The following is a 16120-nucleotide window of genomic DNA, read 5'->3' on the forward strand; positions in this document are numbered from 1 at the left end:
TCTTCCAGTCACAATATTGAGGGAACCACTCCGAGCATGTGGCGGGTGCTGATTTTAGCTTTGATGACTGGCGTCATGGCCGGGGGAATCGTCGATTCCGCGCGGGCGCAGACGGCGCCCAAGTCTGCTCCAAAGGAGGCGACACCGAAGCCGGCCGCGCCGCCGGCCCATACGACTGCAAAGGCCGCTTCGAAGCACGAGAGCAAACCGGCGGCCTCGCCCGCGGGAGTTGCGGGTGGCGCCGAGCCGACCTTGATCGGGCAGTTCGGCACCTGGGGGGCATATGCGGCGACGCCCAACGGCAAGAAGGTCTGTTTCGCGCTGGCCAAGCCTTCGTCGTCGAAGACCAATCCGCCGAACCGGCCGCGTGATCCCGCCTACGCCTTCGTCTCGACCCGGCCGGCGGAGAAGGTCAACAACGAAGTCTCGGTCATGATCGGCTACGCGCTGAAGCCGGGCTCGGAATCAACCGTCGAGGTCGGCGGCGCCTCCTTCGCGATGTACACGCAAGGCGATGGCCTTTGGATCAAGAACGCGGCCGAGGAGGAGCGGATGGTCGAGGCCATGCGCAAATCCGCCGACCTCGTGGTCAAGGGCGTCTCGGCCAAGGGCACGGAGACGACCGACACCTTCTCGCTGAAGGGCCTCGCCCAGGCGCTCGACAAGATCGCCCACGACTGCAAGCGGTAAGGGTGCGGGCGATAAGGTCGCAATCGGCGGTTCCGGTTGCTATATAGATTTTCTACCGTCATTCCGGGGCGATGAGCAGCATCGAACCCGGAATCTCGAGGTTCCGGGTCTGGTCCTCAGGGTCGCTTCGCGATCCCTTTGGACCATCCCGGAACGACCAAGCCATCAGGTCTTTCAATGCAACCGACGACCGAGCCGCACAACGCAATCCTGGTGGAGAAGACTCCGCTCGAAACCTATGTGCCGCCGGCAAAACCGTCGCTGATCGGCCTGTCGCGCACCGAGCTTGCCGATCGCCTCGGCGAGATCGGCGTCGCTCCGGCCCAGCGCAAGATGCGCGTGCAGCAGCTGTGGCACTGGATCTATTTCCGCGGCGCCCAGAGCTTCGACGACATGACCTCGATCTCCAAGGGCATTCGCGCCGAGCTCGCACAGCACTTCACGGTCGACCGGCCCGAGGTCGTGGCCGAGCAGATATCCAACGATGGCACCCGCAAATGGCTGCTGCGGCTGCCGAGCGGCGATTCCGTTCAGAAGGCGCATGAGGTCGAATGCGTCTACATCCCCGAGACCGACCGCGGCACCCTTTGCGTCTCCTCGCAGGTCGGCTGCACGCTGAACTGTTCCTTCTGCCACACCGGCACGCAGCGCCTGGTGCGCAATCTCACGGCGGGCGAGATCGTCGGGCAGATCATGGTCGCGCGTGATCGTCTGAACGATTGGGCCGACCGCGAGGACGGCACGCGCCGCGTCACCAACATCGTGATGATGGGCATGGGCGAGCCGCTCTACAATTTCGATGCGGTGCGCGATGCGCTGCTGATCGTCGGCGACAATGAAGGCATCGGCATCTCCCGCCGCCGCATCACGCTCTCGACCTCCGGCGTGGTGCCGAACATCGTGCGCGCCGGCGAGGAGATCGGCGTCATGCTCGCGATCTCGCTGCATGCGGTGCGCGACGAGCTGCGCAACGAGCTCGTGCCGCTCAACCGCAAATATCCGATCAAGGAGCTGCTGCAGGCCTGCCGCGACTATCCCGGCGCCTCGAACGCGCGCCGCATCACCTTCGAGTATGTGATGCTCAAGGGCGTCAACGATTCGCTCGACGATGCAAAGCTGCTGGTGAAGATGCTCAAGGGCATTCACGCCAAGATCAATCTGATTCCGTTCAATCCCTGGCCCGGCACCGCCTATGAATGCTCGGACTGGGACCAGATCGAGAAGTTCTCCGAATACGTCTTCAACGCCGGCTATTCCTCGCCGGTCCGCACCCCGCGCGGCCGCGACATCCTCGCCGCCTGCGGCCAGCTCAAGTCGGAGACCGAAAAGCTCAGTGCACGCGAGCGCCAGGCGCTGCGCGCCATGGCGATGACGGATTGAGGATGGTGACGGTCTCCTCGCGCGTCATGGCCGGGCTTGACCCGGCCATCCACGTCGAGCCGCAAGAGAGAACGTCGTGGATGCCCGGGTCAAGCCCGGGCATGACGACTGGGGGCGTTGTGACACTGCTGGTCATCAATTCGTTTGCGTCATGTCCCTGATCGGCCGCCTCGTCGTCATCTTCATCGGCTTTCTCGCCGCCTGTTTCGTCGGCGGCATGATCGTGGTCGTCACGCTGCTGTTTCCGGAATTCGCCGATCTCGGCGCCGGTCCCGTCGATCAGGGCACGATCGACATCCTGCTCGGCTTCGGCTTCATCTTCGTGTCGGGCTTTGCGCTGGTGCCGGCAGCGGTGATCGTCGCGATCACCGAGGCGCTCTACATCCGCAGCGCGCTGGCTTACGCTGTCGGCGGGGGCGTCGTGGGTCTGGCCTGCTATCTCGGCCTCGTTCCCTTTCACCCCGACACGTTCCAGTTCGAAGGCATCGTGCGGCGGCATCTGGAGATCATGACCGGCGCGGGCATCGCGGCCGGAATGGTCTATTGGCTGATCGCCGGCCGCAATGCGGGCGCCTGGCGCGAGCCGCCGCCGGCGCGGAAACCGCCGCCGCCTTTGCCGTCGCAGTCGCGGCCGGAGGCAAGGTGAGTCACGTTCTCATTCCGGGTCTGGTCCTTCGGACCATCCCGGAATGACCACGGCAAGGGTTTTCATCACCTCTCCACTCCGCTAAACCCCGCGCCATGAACCGGACTGGACTCTTCATCGCCCTGGCGCTGTGGCTCGTGATCGGCGTCGTTTTCGGCCTCTATCCCGAGCTCGATCTCAAGCTCGCGTCACTGTTCTTCGATCCCGCGACCAAGACGTTTCCGCTCAAGCTGAACGGCTGGGCGGGCTTTGCGCGGGACGCGGCCATGTGGGTCGCTTGGGCCTTCGCGCTGCCCTCGATCGTCGCGCTCGTGGTCAAGATGATCCGGCCCGACCGGCCGCTGATGGTGCCGGGGCGCACCGTCATCTTCCTGCTGGTGACGCTGACCATGTCGGCCGGCATTCTGACCAACCTGACGTTCAAGACCTATTGGGGCCGTCCGCGGCCGGTGGTGGTGACCGAGTTTGCCGGCGATCAGCAGTTCGTGCCGTGGTGGGATCCCCGCGGCGGCTGCGGGCGCAACTGCTCGTTCTTCTCCGGCGAGGGGGCGACGGCATTCTGGACGCTCGCGCCGGCTGCGCTGGCGCCGCCGGCGTGGCGGCCGCTCGCCTATACTGCCGCCGTGGTGTTCGGCGCCTTGACCAGCGGGCTGCGCATGGCCTTCGGCGGCCACTTCTTCACCGACGTTTCCATAGCCGGCCTCGTCACCTTCGTCGTGATCTGGTTCGCTTACGCGCTGATTTACCGCTGGCCGCGGACGCGGTTTTCGGATGAGGCGGTCGATGCCGCCCTGACCCGGCTGAGCATGCCCGGCTACCGGCTCCGCCAGCGCCTGTTCGGCCGCAAGACCGGTCCCGAGCCCTCGGTTTGAGCCATTAAATGGGTGCCGAGCCCTGCGAAATTTGATATTCGCGCGGTCAAGCTCGCACCTTCACCAGCCCTTGAGACCCGATTGGAAGCCCCATGACCACGATCCTGAAAAGCCTGCCCAAGGGCGAGAAAGTCGGCATCGCGTTTTCGGGCGGCCTCGACACCAGCGCGGCGCTGCTCTGGATGAAGCAGAAGGGCGCGCGCTGCTACGCCTACACCGCCAATCTCGGCCAGCCGGATGAGGCCGACTACAACGAGATTCCGCGCAAGGCGATGGAGTTCGGCGCCGAGAAGGCGCGCCTGGTCGATTGCCGCACGCAGCTGGTCCATGAAGGCATCGCCGCGATCCAGTCCGGCGCCTTCCATATCTCGACCGGCGGCATCACCTATTTCAACACCACCCCGCTCGGCCGCGCCGTTACCGGCACGATGCTGGTTGCGGCGATGAAGGAGGACGGCGTCAACATCTGGGGCGACGGCTCGACCTTCAAGGGCAACGACATCGAGCGCTTCTACCGCTACGGCCTGCTCACCAATCCCGGCCTGAAGATCTACAAGCCCTGGCTCGACCAGCAGTTCATCGACGAGCTCGGCGGCCGCGCCGAGATGTCGGCGTTCATGACCGCGCAGGGCTTTGCCTACAAGATGAGCGCGGAGAAGGCGTATTCGACCGACAGCAATCTGCTCGGCGCCACGCACGAGGCCAAGGATCTCGAGAGCCTCGACAGTGGCATCAAGATCGTCAATCCGATCATGGGCGTGCCGTTCTGGCGCGACGACTGCAACGTCAAGGCCGAGAAGGTCGTGGTGCGTTTCGAGGAAGGCCAGCCCACGGCGCTCAACGGCCAGACCTTCTCCGATCCCGTCGCGCTGTTCCTCGAAGCCAACGCGATCGGCGGCCGCCACGGTCTCGGCATGAGCGACCAGATCGAGAACCGCATCATCGAGGCCAAGAGCCGCGGCATCTACGAGGCGCCCGGCATGGCGCTCCTCCACGTCGCCTACGAGCGCCTCGTCACCGGCATCCACAACGAGGACACCATCGAGCAGTACCGCATCAGCGGCATGCGTCTCGGCCGTTTGCTGTATCAGGGCCGCTGGTTCGACTCGCAGGCGCTGATGCTGCGCGAGACCGCGCAACGCTGGGTCGCGCGCGCCGTCACCGGCGAGGTGACGCTGGAGCTCCGCCGCGGCAACGACTATTCGATCCTCAACACCGAGAGCCCCAACCTCACCTATGCGCCGGAGCGGCTCAGCATGGAGAAGGTGGAGGACGCCGCCTTCACGCCGGCCGACCGCATCGGGCAGCTCACCATGCGCAACCTCGACATCGCCGACACCCGCACCAAGCTGAAGCTCTACAGCGACACCGGCCTGCTCTCGGGCAGCGAAGGCTCGCAGATCTTCCGCCTGGAGAGCGACAAGGGCTGAGCCTTCCGCGAGCCCGGATTGCGCTTCGCTCGATCCGGGTCCAGCGAATTTAATGACGGTGTCATTCTCGAACGCTACGCTTGCCGTTCCTGTCGGAAACCGGATTGCGGAGCATCGAGCATGGTCAGGGGATCGGCACTCGCCTCTCTCATCGTCCTCTGTTGGACATCGTCACTGTCGGCGCAGACGGTCTATCCAATCGATCGTGCCGAGATCCTGGCCGGAGCCAAATTCGACTTCAAGGTCGAGCTCCCCGGGCCGGTCGATCCCGCCAGGTTGAAGGTGACGGTGAACGGCGCGGATTATGCGACTGCGTTCGGCCGTGCCGGGACCTTCATCGATCGCGAGGACGGCAAGGAGCAGTCGGCCCTGATCCTGCGCGACGTCACGCTGACCAGGCCGGGCAACGTTGCCGTGGACGTGAGCGACGGCACGCGCCAGCGCAGCGTCACGTGGACGGTCTACGACACGGGTCCGCGCAAGGCGAAGAACGTCATCCTCTTCATCGGTGACGGCATGTCGCCGGCGCACCGGGTCGCAGCCCGAATCCTCTCCAAGGGGATTTCGGAGGGCAAGAGCCGCGGCAAGCTCGCGATCGACGACATGCCCCGTATGGCGCTGGTGGCGACCGCGGGTTCGGATTCGATCATCACCGATTCCGCGAACTCGGCCAGCGCCTATGCGACCGGGCACAAGAGCGCCGTCAACGCCCTCGGCGTCTATGCGGACCGCACCGCAAGTCCGTTCGACGATCCCCGGGTCGAGACCATCACGAGCCTAGCCAAGAGGCGGCTCGGCATGGCGATCGGTGTCGTCACCAACACCGAGATCGAAGACGCGACGCCGGCGGCGATGGTTGCGCACACCCGCCGTCGGGCCGCGTATGACGACATCGTCGAGCAATTCTTCACGGCGAAACCGGATATCCTGATGGGCGGCGGCAGCGCGAATTTTATGCCGAAATCGGCCGCCGGCTCGAAACGCAAGGACGAGACGGACTTCATCGCGAAGTTTCGCGATGCAGGCTATCAGGTGGCGACCACCGCCAGCGAGCTTAGCGCCTCTGCCGCAAAACAGGAGACGAGCAAGCTGCTCGGCCTGTTCGCCACCGGCAACATGGACGGTGTGCTCGACCGCAAATTCCTGAAGGGCGGCGGCGTCAAGAAATTCCCTGAGCAGCCTGACCTGACCGAGCAGGTGCAGGCAGCGCTGCACATCCTCTCGAAGAACGAGGCCGGCTTTTTCCTGATGGTCGAGTCCGGACTGATCGACAAATATGCGCATGCTCTCGACATGGAGCGCGCCGTCTACGATACGATCATGCTCGACAACGCGGTGCGCCAGACGCGTGAATGGGCGCGGGCGCGCGGCGACGACACCCTCATCCTGGTGCTGGCGGACCACAATCATCCCAACAGCCTGGTCGGCACGGTGAATGACGACATGGGCACGGTGCCCAACGTTCCCTTGCGCGAGCGCGTCGGAGTCTATGCGCAGGCCGGATTTCCCAACTATCCGGCGCCGGATGCGGAAGGTTATCCGGCACGCATCGACGTGAGCCGGCGGCTTGCCATCTTCTCGGCGAGCCTGCCGGATCACTACGAGACGTTCCGCCCGAAGCTCGACAGTCCCAACGAGCCGACCGTCAAGGCCGGCGCCGACGGGACCTTCAAGGCCAACGACAAATACAAGGACGTCCCGGGCGCGGTGCTGCGCCCCGGCAATCTCTCGGCGATGATCGGCGCCAGCGTGCATTCGGGCGAGGACGTCATCCTGACCGCGACCGGTCCGGGCAGCGAGCGCGTGCACGGCTCGATGGACAATACCGAAGTGTTTCGTGTCATGGCCGACGCGTTGGGATTGGCCGCGGGGCAATGAAGCAGCGGTTCGGACCGCGCACAGTTGCACCCCTCCCGCAAACGGGCGCAGCAAGGCGGCCCGACCCCGGCTCGCTCACGTCACATGCATCTCACGATGAGGGAGGCGGCGCGAAGACCAGCTTCACGCAGCTTCGGAAGAGCAGGATCTGTCGCTCCAGCCGTTTCGGGTCGTTGAGCGTCTTCGACATGATGATCGCGCCGTCGACCACGCACGAGATCATCTCTGCGAGATCGTCGAGGTCGATCGACTCGCGCGGCGGATAAACTGCGGCGATGCCGTCGAGGATCGCGCGGAAATGCGCATTCCAGGCCCGGACCGATTGCGCGGTCAGGTCGCGAACCTCGCGGTCGAACAGGCGCTCCTGATAGCAGATGCTGGCGATCAGGCACCCGGGATGGCCGTTGGGCAGATCGGCCATGACCTCGGCCAGCAGCTTCAGCGAGATCAGGAACGATTGCAGCGGATCGTCCGAGAGCTCACGCCCCCGCCTGAAGATCTCGTCGAACAGGCGATCGTTCGTCTCCACGTAGCGGCGCAGCATCTCCCGTGCGAGGGCGTTCTTGTCCCTGAAGTGATAGAAGAAGCCGCTCTTGGTCAGTCCGGCCTCGGCGATGACCTCGTCGATCGAGGTCGCTCCGAAGCCCTTTGCGAGCACCGCCGCTTCCGCGATCTCGAGAATGCGCTCGCGCGTCGCTTCGCCCTTTCCCATCGATGCCTCCAAAACCGTACCAACGGTGCGGAATTTGCCGCGCAGGCAAGCGCGCCGGTCCGATTGCCTCACGCAAGTCTTTGATTTGTATCCGTTTGCGGGAGGAAGTTCAGCCGCACCATCAGGCTTCTAGAGCGACGCGACATTATGCGGCACCAATTGCCGAGACCGAAGGCGGGCATGGCGCGACCGAATGAAGAGCGGCCCGTGCAAATGATGGAGCGATCAATGGCCAGATACAGAAACGATCTGCCGCAGCACCGCGGCGGCATCTTCCTGACCGACGGCGGCATGGAAACCACTCTGATCTTTCGCCACGGGCTCGAGCTGCCCCACTTTGCCGCATTCGTGCTGCTGGACAGCAGTGATGGTCGCGCGCATTTGAAGCGGTACTACGAAGCCTATCTTCGCATCGCGCGGCAGCATGGGGTCGGCTTCGTGCTCGACAGTCCAACCTGGCGCGCCAACCCTGATTGGGGCGCCAAGCTCGGCTACGATGCGGCCGGTCTCGAGGCCATCAACATGCGGTCCATCAGCTTCCTCGAGGAATTGCGCGGCGCCTGGGAGTCCCCCGGCATGCCTTGCGTCATCAGCGGCGCGATCGGTCCGCGAGGCGACGGCTACAAGGCCGGCAACATGGACGCGGCGGAGGCGGAAGCCTACCACGCGGCTCAGATCGCGGCCTTCGCCGAGGCAGGCGCCGACATGGTGACCGCGTTCACGTTGAACAGCATCAACGAGGCCGTCGGTGTGGTGCGTGCAGCCAAGAGGCAGGAAATTCCGGTCGCGATCTCTTTCACGGTCGAGACCGATGGCCGCCTGATCAGGGGCGAGTCCCTGCGCGAGGCAATCGAATCGGTCGACGATGCGACGGAGCATGCATGCGAATATTTCCTGATCAATTGCGCGCATCCGACCCATTTCGAGAGCGCACTCGCGGTCGGCGAGGCGTGGGTCCAGCGCATCCATGGCATCAGGGCGAATGCGTCGATCAAGAGCCATGCCGAGCTCGACGAGTCGGAGACGCTCGACAGCGGCGATCCCGTCGATCTCGGCCGCCGTTACCTCTCGCTCAGGCGCGCGTTTCCGCAAATGCGGCTTCTCGGCGGCTGTTGCGGCACCGATCATCGGCACGTCGCGGCCGTTTGCGACGCCTGCCTGCCGTCAGAAGCGATGTCTGCGTGATACAAATGAAATGGCCGGGAGCAATCCCGGCCATTTGTGCTCGTGGTTCGCGTTTCAGCGTGGCGGCGCCGTGCCGGGCGGGGGCGGCGGCAGCGAGGCCGTCCCGCCATTGAGCAGCGGCGTGATGCGGCGGACGGTGACGCGCCGGTTGATCACGCTCGGCCCCTGCGTCTGCTCCTTCAGATACTGCTCGCCGTAGCCTTGCGACGTCAGGTTCTCCGCCGGGACACCGAACTGCTGTGTCAGCAATTCGGCCGCAGACTGCGCGCGACGGTCAGACAATGACAGATTGTCGACCTCGTTGCCGACCGCGTCGGTGTGCCCCTCGATCAGGAACACCTCGCGCGGGTTGCGCTGGATCGCACGGTTGAGGCCGTCGGCGATCGCCTGCAACCGAGCCGCCTGGTCCGGTGGGATGGTCCACGATCCCGTCTCGAAGTTGATCGTGTTGACGTCGATGCTCGGCATCTGCATGCGAACATTGGGGCTGTAGCGGATCTCGTCGAGCGAGTAGCGCCGATCGATCCGCTGCACCGGCGGCGCCTCCATGGTCTCGTAGATCAGGTCCGGCGACGCATCCTCGGCATCGACGATGTAGCGATCATAGGGCATGTTGACGACCGGCGGCGGCAGGTCGACATAGAAGCCACCGACCGACCGCGGATCGCGATAGGTGTTGTCGATGATGATGACCTCGCGCCCGGCGGGGTCTCTGCGGATGCGCCGCATCAGCCGGCCGTCGGTGCCCACCACGGTGATGATCTCGCTGCCGTCGGGACGGATCACGACGGTGCGGGTTTCGCCGCCGACGGTGTCGGTGCGGATGTCGCGGGCCCCATAGCGGAAGCGATAGAGATCGTTGCCGCGGACATAGGCCTGCCCGCCGGGATCGCGGACGATGATGCGGTCCGGCTCGGTGTAGACGGTGCGGCCGCCTTCGACGGTCTCGCGGCGCTGGTTATGGAGATCGGCGATGGTGGCACCGATCACGGCGCCGGCCACGACGCCCGCGCCGATCGCGAGCGGCGTGAGGTCACGCTGCGGCGGACGCGGCGGTGGCGGCAGCGGTGCTGCAACCGTGGGAGCGGCCCGGAAGGCGGGAGTCACCGTGGGCGGGGCGTATTGCGCCCGGTTCGGCGGCGGTGCTGCGGCCGGCGTGCCGGGAACGACCGTCGGCGCCGCAGCGCCGGCCGGAGGCGCCGGTGGGCGGGCCGGAGCGCCAGCTTGCGGTGACGCGGGCGGAGCTCCGGCTGCGGGCGCGCCAGCAGGAGGCGTTGCACCCTGTTGGCCGGGAGTCGGCGCAGCCGTGGGGGCCGGGGTCGCGCCGGGAGCAGGTGTTGGTGCTGCACCGGGACGTGCGGGCGTCGTCGTCGGCGTGCTGCCGGGAGCCGGTGTAGCCGTCGGAGCGGGCGCGGCGCTGGGAGCTGGCGAACCCGCCGGCGGGGGCGCGCCGGGGCGCCCGGGCGGCGGTGTACCGGGGCGGCCAGCTGGTGCGCCAGACGTGCTGCCCGGAGCAGGCGTTGCCGTCGGAGCGGGTGTCGCTGCTGGAGCAGGTGCGGCCGCCGGCGCAGGCGCGCCGGGGCGGGCCGCAGGCGGTGCTGTCGGAGCAGGCGGTTTCGCCGTGGGCGCAGGCGCAGGCCGGGCCGACGGAGCCGCTGTTGGAGGCGTCGGAGCTGGGCGAGCTGCAGGCGGCGGCGTGGGTGCGTGCTGCTGCGGAGCGGCGGCAGGAGGTGGTGCTGGCGGCGTGGGAGCCGGGCGCGCAGCAGGCGGCGCCGGAGGAGGCGGTGTCGGGGCGCGCTGCTGTGGGGCCGCTGCCGGAGGCGGCGAAGGTTGCTTCGGAGCGGCCGGCGGCGGCGGAGGCGCGGGACGGGCCGCAGGTGGAGGCGGCGGCGGTGGCGGCGCTGCCGGGCGCGGCGGTGCGGCTGCCGGTGGAGGCGCAGCGGGCGGGCGGGGCGGTGCAGCCGCGGGCGGCGGAGCCGCCGGGCGCGCGGGTGCTGCAGGCGGAGCGGCCGCCGGCGGTCCCCTGGGCGGCTGCTTCGGTTTTCCGTCAGGGCCGGTCTCTTGAGGCTGGGCCTGCGCGACCACGAGCGGCGAAGCGCCTTGCGCATGCGATGCGGTACTTGCCAATTGCATCGCGGTCAGAGCCGTCGTCGCAAGCAGCACGAAACGAAGATTAGTCATGGTGGTGAACTTCCCCGGAAGGTTCTTTGACGAAGTGTCGGGATGAACAGCTACGCGTTAGGCCGCATTGTGGCAGGCGATGCGATCGCAGCTCGATTTATTTCTGAACGCAAATCATCTCACTATGGCGATGTTCATTGCGCATTCAGACGCAGCTTGCAATCGCCTTGCAATGTGATTGGAGAGTTCATGCGTGATCCCGCGGCATTGTATCTGTCGCAGGATTCGGAGTGAGCGGCCCATTCGGTCCGCGCGATGGAATCTCTTCAGGCGCGCGGCCAGGCAATTCGTCGGGCCGCGGTGGCGAGCCCGGTTCGCGCACCGGCGGCGTGATGTCTGGTTGCGGATTGCCGGGTGGAATTCCCGGCGGCGGTTCGGCGGGAGTCCCCGGTGTTGCCGGCGGAATCTCGGGCGGTTCGATCGGCATCGGCATCATCGAGATCGTTGTCCAGAGAACGACAACGACGATGCAGCGCTGATGTTCCTCGTCACATCGCCTCGAAGTGCGCCTTATTCCGGCGCGTGGCAGACGGCCTCGATATTGTGGCCATCGGGATCGAGCACGAACGCGCCATAATAGTTCGGGTGATAATGCGGGCGGATGCCGGGCGGACCGTTGTCGCGGCCGCCGGCCGCGATCGCCGCCGAGTAGAAGGCGTCGACCGCGGCGCGGTCTTTCGCCGCGATCGCGATGTGCACCGGCTTGTTCATGGCGCCTTCCGCGCCGAACCAGAAGTCCGGCTTGCCGTCTGCGCCGAATCCTGCCGCGGCCGCATGACCGGTCTGCTCTGCCGTGACCTCCATGATCAGGCTGTAGCCGAGCGGCGCCAGCGCCGTCGTGTAGAACGCTTTCGCGCGTTCATAGTCGGAGACCGAGATACCCAGATGGTCGATCATCGCAACCTCCCTTGTTCGTCCCTGTCAGCGTGACGGGAACGTATTGCTTCGGGTCTTGCGCGTCATCGCGAAATTGCGCGCGACCATGTCGGCAATACGATCCTGCTGCCATTCGTTTTGTGACAGATGTCGATTGCGCGCGGCCATAGCGAGCGCATCGCATCGCGGAAGAAGCCGATCAGCACGCGGTCCTCAAAACCCTCGACGTCGAACTTGAGCGAATCGACCCGCGTTCACTCGGCGGCTCCGTCGCGGACGTGCCGCAGCTGCACGGCCCGGTGCAGAACGCGAGACAATTCCTCGATCGAATAGGGCTTTTGCACGAGATCGCAGCCGGCCGCGCCCTCTTGTGACAGGGCCTGGCTGTAGCCCGTGGTCAGCACGACCGGCACGGCGATGCCGCGCTCGCGGATCGCCTGTACCAGATCGAGCCCTGTCATCCCGGGCATCACCACGTCCGAGAACACGACGTCGAAGCGATCCGCGCCCACGACGAGCTCGGCAAGTGCATCGGCGGCATTGTCGACCAGCGTGATGTTGTAGCCGAGCTCGGTGAGGCCATCGGCGGCGAAATTGGCAAGCTCGATATTGTCCTCGACCACCAGCACCGACATGCCGGTGCCGGCCGCCGCCGGCGCAGTGTTGGGCGCCTGGCGCTGCGGCAGCAGCTCCGGCGGCACGCGCGGCAGATAGAGCGAGAAGGTGCTGCCGTGCCCCACCTCGCTCGCAACAGTCACTTCGCCGCCGGACTGCCGGGCGAAACCGAACACCTGGGACAGGCCGAGACCGGTGCCATGGCCGATCTGCTTGGTGGTGAAGAACGGCTCGAAGATGCGCCCGAGCCGTGCGGCGGGGATGCCGGCACCGGTGTCGCTGACGGTGACGCGGACAAAGCCATGGTTTGTCATGGTCTGGCTGGCCGAACGCTGCGCCGGCGTGTCCGGAGCGGTCGTTGCGGCCGCGACCTCGAAAACGATCCTTCCTTTGCTCTGCATGGCATCGCGCGCATTGGTCGCCATGTTGATCAGCGCCGTCTCGAACTGGCTGGCATCGGCATTGACGAGACACGGCTCCGCCGGCAGCCGCATGACGATCTCGATCGCGGGGCCTAGCAGCGTGGCGAGCATGTCCTGCAGCGACTGCACCCGCGCACCGACGTCGAACACTTCCGGCTTCAGGGTCTGGCGCCGCGCGAAGGCGAGCAGCTGCGAGGTCAGCTTGGCCGCGCGCGCTACCGAATCCGCAATGGCCGTGATGTAGCGCTGTCGCCGCTCCTCCGTCAGTTGCGGCCGGTTCAGGAGGTCGACCGAGGCGCGGATCACGGTCAGGAGGTTGTTGAAGTCGTGCGCGACTCCGCCGGTGAGCTGCCCGAGCGCCTCCAGGCGCTGGCTGTGCTTGAGCGCCTCCTCGGCCTCGCGCCGCTTTGCAGCTTCAGCCTGAAGGTGCTGGGTGCGCCGCAACGCGATCGCCAGCACCAGAAACAGAAGCGCGGTGGCGGGAATGCCGAACACCAGATGTTGGCCCATCGTGGCGAACCAGCGCGCGCGGATCGCCGAGGTCTCGAGCCCGGCGCTGACATAGATCGGATATTCGGCGACACGCCGGTAGGCGATGCGCCGCTCGATGCCGTCCGAGGGCCAGGCGACGGTGATGAGGCCGTGCTCGGGTTGAGCCGCGATCTTCCGGCCCACCGGTCCGGCCGGATCGAGCCGAAGCTCGTGGTCAAGCCGGGGAAAATGCGTGAGCATCGCGCCGTCGGTGCGTCCCATCGCGAAGAAGCTGCCGGGATCCGATCCAATTCTGGCGTAAAAACTCTCGAAATATTCCGGCAGGACCGAGGCCTGGATCACGCCGATGAAGCTGCCGTCCTCGGAGTCGCGGCGGCGGCTGACCCCGAAGAAGCGCGCGCCCTGATAGGGTAGCCGTGGCGTCAGGGCCGTGCCGATGAAAGTGCCGATGCCATGGTCGATGGGGGCGTAGAAGTAATCGCGATCGGCAAAGCTGAGGTCCGGCGGCGGCGAGACAAGGCTGTTGACCAGCGCTTTTCCGTTCGCATCGAAGATCCAGGCCGATTTGAGCTGCGGCAGCGCATCGGTCAGCCGCTTGAGGCGGCGATGCAGTGCCGGTTCTCGCGCGCGGATGATGTCGTCCGGCAAGCCGCGCACGACCTCGTTGAGCTCGGCGAGGCTGCGGTCGATGGTCTCGAACACCTTGAGCGCGTGCTCATGAGCGACATCGACCGTGCGCTCGATCTCCCGGTCGGCGATATCCCTGGTGGATGTGTGGGAGATCGCGGCGGCAACGGCAAAGAGCGCAATCGGCAGCGCCAGGGATGCCGCCATCATCCACTGCAACAGCCTCAGCGAGTTGCGTTGCGCCCTCTGCACAGTCGCTCCGGTCCCTGATCGCCAGCTTAACTGAGTTTCGCGCAAGGAAGGAAGCCGATTATCGATATAATCTGTGGTTGTATCTCGATGAATCACGCGCGGGACATTCCCGCCGGACCGGCGCGATAGCCACCCTCGCAGCTTTGTTCGAGGGGGGCGCGTGAGGTGAGGCGGCATACAAGCCGCCGTTCGGGGAGACTGGCGGTCAGATATCGTGCTCGTCGCGCAGCGCGCGTGCCGCCTTCTCTCCGATGATGACGCAGGGCGCCATCGTGTTCCCGGTGGTGATCCGCGGCATCACCGAGCCGTCGGCGATGCGAAGGCGGTCGATGCCGTAGACCTTGAGCTTGCTGTCGACCACGGACATCGCATCGCGTCCCATCTTTGCCGAACATGTCTGGTGCCAGTAGGTCACGGCGGAATCGCGCACGAACCGTTCCATCTCGGCGGCGCCGAGAGGGCCGGGCATCGATTCGCGCGCCACCAGCGGCTCGAAGGCGCGGGTATTGCCGAGCGCACGGCAAACATCGACGCAGGCGATCGCCGTCTTCACATCGTCGGGATGCGACAGCATGTTGGCTTCGATCCGCGGCGTCGCAAGCGGCTCGGCGTTTCGGAGCCTTACCCTGCCTCGGCTCTTCGGCAAAGCGAGGCCGGCGAACATCGTCCAGCCGTGGGCAGGCGCCCGTCCTGCCGTCTCGGGGCTCGGCACCGGAAACTCGACTTGGCAGAACAGCAGGTCGGGAGACGTGAGCGCGGAATCGGATTTCCAGTAGAGAGTCGCCCCGTTGCCGGTGTTGCGCGGCGCGATCGGCTCGCGATACTCCCAAATGCATCCGAACGATACGTGATCCTGCAGGTTCTGACCGACACCGGGCAGGTGCTGGACCACGGGGATGTCAAACCGGCGAAGCTCCTTCTCATCGCCGATGCCGGAGCGCATCAGCACGGACGGTGTCTGTATTGCGCCGAGCGCGAGCACGACCTCCCGGGTCGCGTTGATCCGCAGGGTCCGGCCGTCACGTACCGCCTCGACGCCGACGGCCCTCCCGCGTTCGAGCAGGATGCGAGAGACCTGCGTGCCGGTCAGGAGGGTGAGATTGGGCCGATCGAGAAATGGATAAGTATAGGCGCGGAAGATGGAGTTGCGTCTGCCGTTGCGGACAAGGATATCTGTGACAGCGCAGCCGCCTTCGCCCTCCATCATCTCCCCGTTGGGACTTTCGAAAGTCGGAATACCGATCTCCTCTGCTGCATCGAGCATGGCCAGGGCGGCTGGACCGGGATTCGGTGACGGCTGCACGAAGACGGGGCCCCCGGTACCGCGATGGCGTGGATCGGGCTTGCCTTGCCAGTTCTCGATCTGCCGGAAGATCTTCGAGACCGCGTCGTAGCCCCAGGATTGATCGCCGGTTTCCTCGGCGAAGAAATCCCAGTCGCTGCGGTGGCCGCGCGCCCACAGCATCACGTTGATGCTCGACCCGCCGCCGAGAACCTTGCCCATCGACATCGGAAGCGCGCGCCCGTTCAAATGCGGGTTGGGCTCCGCGACAAAACCCCAGTCGGTCGCGCTGCCGAGGTTGCCCGGCCACGCCGCCGGCTCCATGACGGTCGGCCCCTCGTCGCTGCCCCCTGCTTCGATCAGCAGGACCGCCACGGACGGATTTTCAGCAAGGCGCCGTGCGACGACCGAGCCGGAGCTGCCGGCGCCGCAGACGATGAAGTCGTAGCTGCCGCGAGGATTTTCGCTGAGCCGGCGCTGATTGGCGGCAACCCGGTCAGCAAACTCCGGAAGATCAGAGGGCAGAAAGTCATTCATGGGGATGCTCCAGACAAATCGACGGTGCGGGGACGCAACGCGC

General features: G+C 65.9%; 13 protein-coding genes and 1 pseudogene. 7 read left to right on the forward strand and 7 right to left on the reverse strand.

What is annotated here, in order from left to right; genetic code table 11:
- Positions 1–36: 36 nt before the first annotated feature.
- From ACSHT2_RS21285 to ACSHT2_RS21310, 6 genes are all read left to right on the forward strand, one after another.
- Complete coding sequence (locus tag ACSHT2_RS21285) at positions 37–690, forward strand: invasion associated locus B family protein (RefSeq protein WP_440636329.1); 654 nt, start codon at positions 37–39, stop codon at positions 688–690.
- Between the two features lie 177 nt (positions 691–867).
- Positions 868–2070: a 23S rRNA (adenine(2503)-C(2))-methyltransferase RlmN gene (gene rlmN, locus ACSHT2_RS21290; protein WP_440636331.1), complete on the forward strand. Its 1203-nt coding sequence runs from the start codon at positions 868–870 to the stop codon at positions 2068–2070.
- Positions 2071–2221: 151 nt separating this feature from the next.
- The gene (locus tag ACSHT2_RS21295; RefSeq protein WP_440636333.1) at positions 2222–2716 is read left to right on the forward strand and encodes a hypothetical protein; all 495 of its coding nucleotides are present in this window, start codon (positions 2222–2224) and stop codon (positions 2714–2716) included.
- Positions 2717–2811: 95 nt separating this feature from the next.
- Positions 2812–3588, forward strand: coding sequence for a phosphatase PAP2 family protein (locus tag ACSHT2_RS21300; RefSeq protein WP_440636335.1), 777 nt, complete (start codon positions 2812–2814; stop codon positions 3586–3588).
- 92 nt (positions 3589–3680) lie between these two features.
- A complete protein-coding gene (gene argG / locus ACSHT2_RS21305) occupies positions 3681–5018 on the forward strand; it encodes an argininosuccinate synthase (RefSeq protein WP_028179997.1) in 1338 nt (445 codons plus the stop codon).
- A 120-nt stretch (positions 5019–5138) separates the two neighbouring features.
- Positions 5139–6896, forward strand: a complete 1758-nt coding sequence (locus tag ACSHT2_RS21310; protein WP_440636337.1) for an alkaline phosphatase — start codon at positions 5139–5141, stop codon at positions 6894–6896.
- A 91-nt stretch (positions 6897–6987) separates the two neighbouring features.
- On the opposite strand, the gene ACSHT2_RS21315 is transcribed toward ACSHT2_RS21310, so the two are convergent.
- Positions 6988–7608, reverse strand: a complete 621-nt coding sequence (locus tag ACSHT2_RS21315) for a TetR/AcrR family transcriptional regulator (protein WP_440636339.1) — start codon at positions 7606–7608, stop codon at positions 6988–6990.
- 228 nt (positions 7609–7836) lie between these two features.
- Here ACSHT2_RS21315 and ACSHT2_RS21320 point away from each other — a divergent pair, with 228 nt between their 5' ends.
- Positions 7837–8793 carry a homocysteine S-methyltransferase family protein gene (locus tag ACSHT2_RS21320; protein ID WP_440636341.1) on the forward strand — a complete coding sequence of 319 codons (957 nt, stop codon included), beginning with the start codon at positions 7837–7839 and terminating at the stop codon, positions 8791–8793.
- Positions 8794–8847: 54 nt separating this feature from the next.
- Here the strand turns inward: ACSHT2_RS21320 and ACSHT2_RS21325 are convergent, their stop codons facing one another.
- The 6 genes and pseudogenes from ACSHT2_RS21325 to ACSHT2_RS21350 form a co-directional block, all read right to left on the reverse strand.
- Complete coding sequence (locus ACSHT2_RS21325) at positions 8848–10974, reverse strand: OmpA family protein (protein WP_440636343.1); 2127 nt, start codon at positions 10972–10974, stop codon at positions 8848–8850.
- Between the two features lie 187 nt (positions 10975–11161).
- Positions 11162–11401, reverse strand: a complete 240-nt coding sequence (locus tag ACSHT2_RS21330) for a hypothetical protein (protein ID WP_440636345.1) — start codon at positions 11399–11401, stop codon at positions 11162–11164.
- Positions 11402–11484: 83 nt separating this feature from the next.
- Positions 11485–11871 carry a VOC family protein gene (locus ACSHT2_RS21335; RefSeq protein ID WP_440636347.1) on the reverse strand — a complete coding sequence of 129 codons (387 nt, stop codon included), beginning with the start codon at positions 11869–11871 and terminating at the stop codon, positions 11485–11487.
- Positions 11872–11895: 24 nt separating this feature from the next.
- A pseudogene (locus ACSHT2_RS21340) lies at positions 11896–12104 on the reverse strand (FkbM family methyltransferase); the annotation flags it as partial.
- Positions 12105–14258 carry an ATP-binding protein gene (locus ACSHT2_RS21345; RefSeq protein ID WP_440636349.1) on the reverse strand — a complete coding sequence of 718 codons (2154 nt, stop codon included), beginning with the start codon at positions 14256–14258 and terminating at the stop codon, positions 12105–12107.
- 205 nt (positions 14259–14463) lie between these two features.
- Positions 14464–16077, reverse strand: a complete 1614-nt coding sequence (locus ACSHT2_RS21350) for a GMC family oxidoreductase (RefSeq protein ID WP_440636351.1) — start codon at positions 16075–16077, stop codon at positions 14464–14466.
- Positions 16078–16120: the final 43 nt, after the last annotated feature.

This window comes from Bradyrhizobium sp. PUT101 (assembly GCF_052043945.1).
Taxonomy (GTDB): Bacteria; Pseudomonadota; Alphaproteobacteria; order Rhizobiales; family Xanthobacteraceae; genus Bradyrhizobium.

Excerpts from the sequence above, each read along its gene's own strand:
- argG (WP_028179997.1), top strand. The coding sequence starts at position 3,681 with ATGACCACGATCCTGAAAAGCCTGCCCAAGGGCGAGAAAGTCGGCATC.
- ACSHT2_RS21335 (WP_440636347.1), bottom strand. The coding sequence starts at position 11,871 with ATGATCGACCATCTGGGTATCTCGGTCTCCGACTATGAACGCGCGAAA.
- ACSHT2_RS21295 (WP_440636333.1), top strand. The coding sequence starts at position 2,222 with ATGTCCCTGATCGGCCGCCTCGTCGTCATCTTCATCGGCTTTCTCGCC.
- ACSHT2_RS21310 (WP_440636337.1), top strand. The coding sequence starts at position 5,139 with ATGGTCAGGGGATCGGCACTCGCCTCTCTCATCGTCCTCTGTTGGACA.
- ACSHT2_RS21285 (WP_440636329.1), top strand. The coding sequence starts at position 37 with ATGTGGCGGGTGCTGATTTTAGCTTTGATGACTGGCGTCATGGCCGGG.
- ACSHT2_RS21325 (WP_440636343.1), bottom strand. The coding sequence starts at position 10,974 with ATGACTAATCTTCGTTTCGTGCTGCTTGCGACGACGGCTCTGACCGCG.
- ACSHT2_RS21315 (WP_440636339.1), bottom strand. The coding sequence starts at position 7,608 with ATGGGAAAGGGCGAAGCGACGCGCGAGCGCATTCTCGAGATCGCGGAA.
- ACSHT2_RS21320 (WP_440636341.1), top strand. The coding sequence starts at position 7,837 with ATGGCCAGATACAGAAACGATCTGCCGCAGCACCGCGGCGGCATCTTC.
- ACSHT2_RS21300 (WP_440636335.1), top strand. The coding sequence starts at position 2,812 with ATGAACCGGACTGGACTCTTCATCGCCCTGGCGCTGTGGCTCGTGATC.
- ACSHT2_RS21350 (WP_440636351.1), bottom strand. The coding sequence starts at position 16,077 with ATGAATGACTTTCTGCCCTCTGATCTTCCGGAGTTTGCTGACCGGGTT.
- ACSHT2_RS21330 (WP_440636345.1), bottom strand. The coding sequence starts at position 11,401 with ATGCCGATCGAACCGCCCGAGATTCCGCCGGCAACACCGGGGACTCCC.
- rlmN (WP_440636331.1), top strand. The coding sequence starts at position 868 with ATGCAACCGACGACCGAGCCGCACAACGCAATCCTGGTGGAGAAGACT.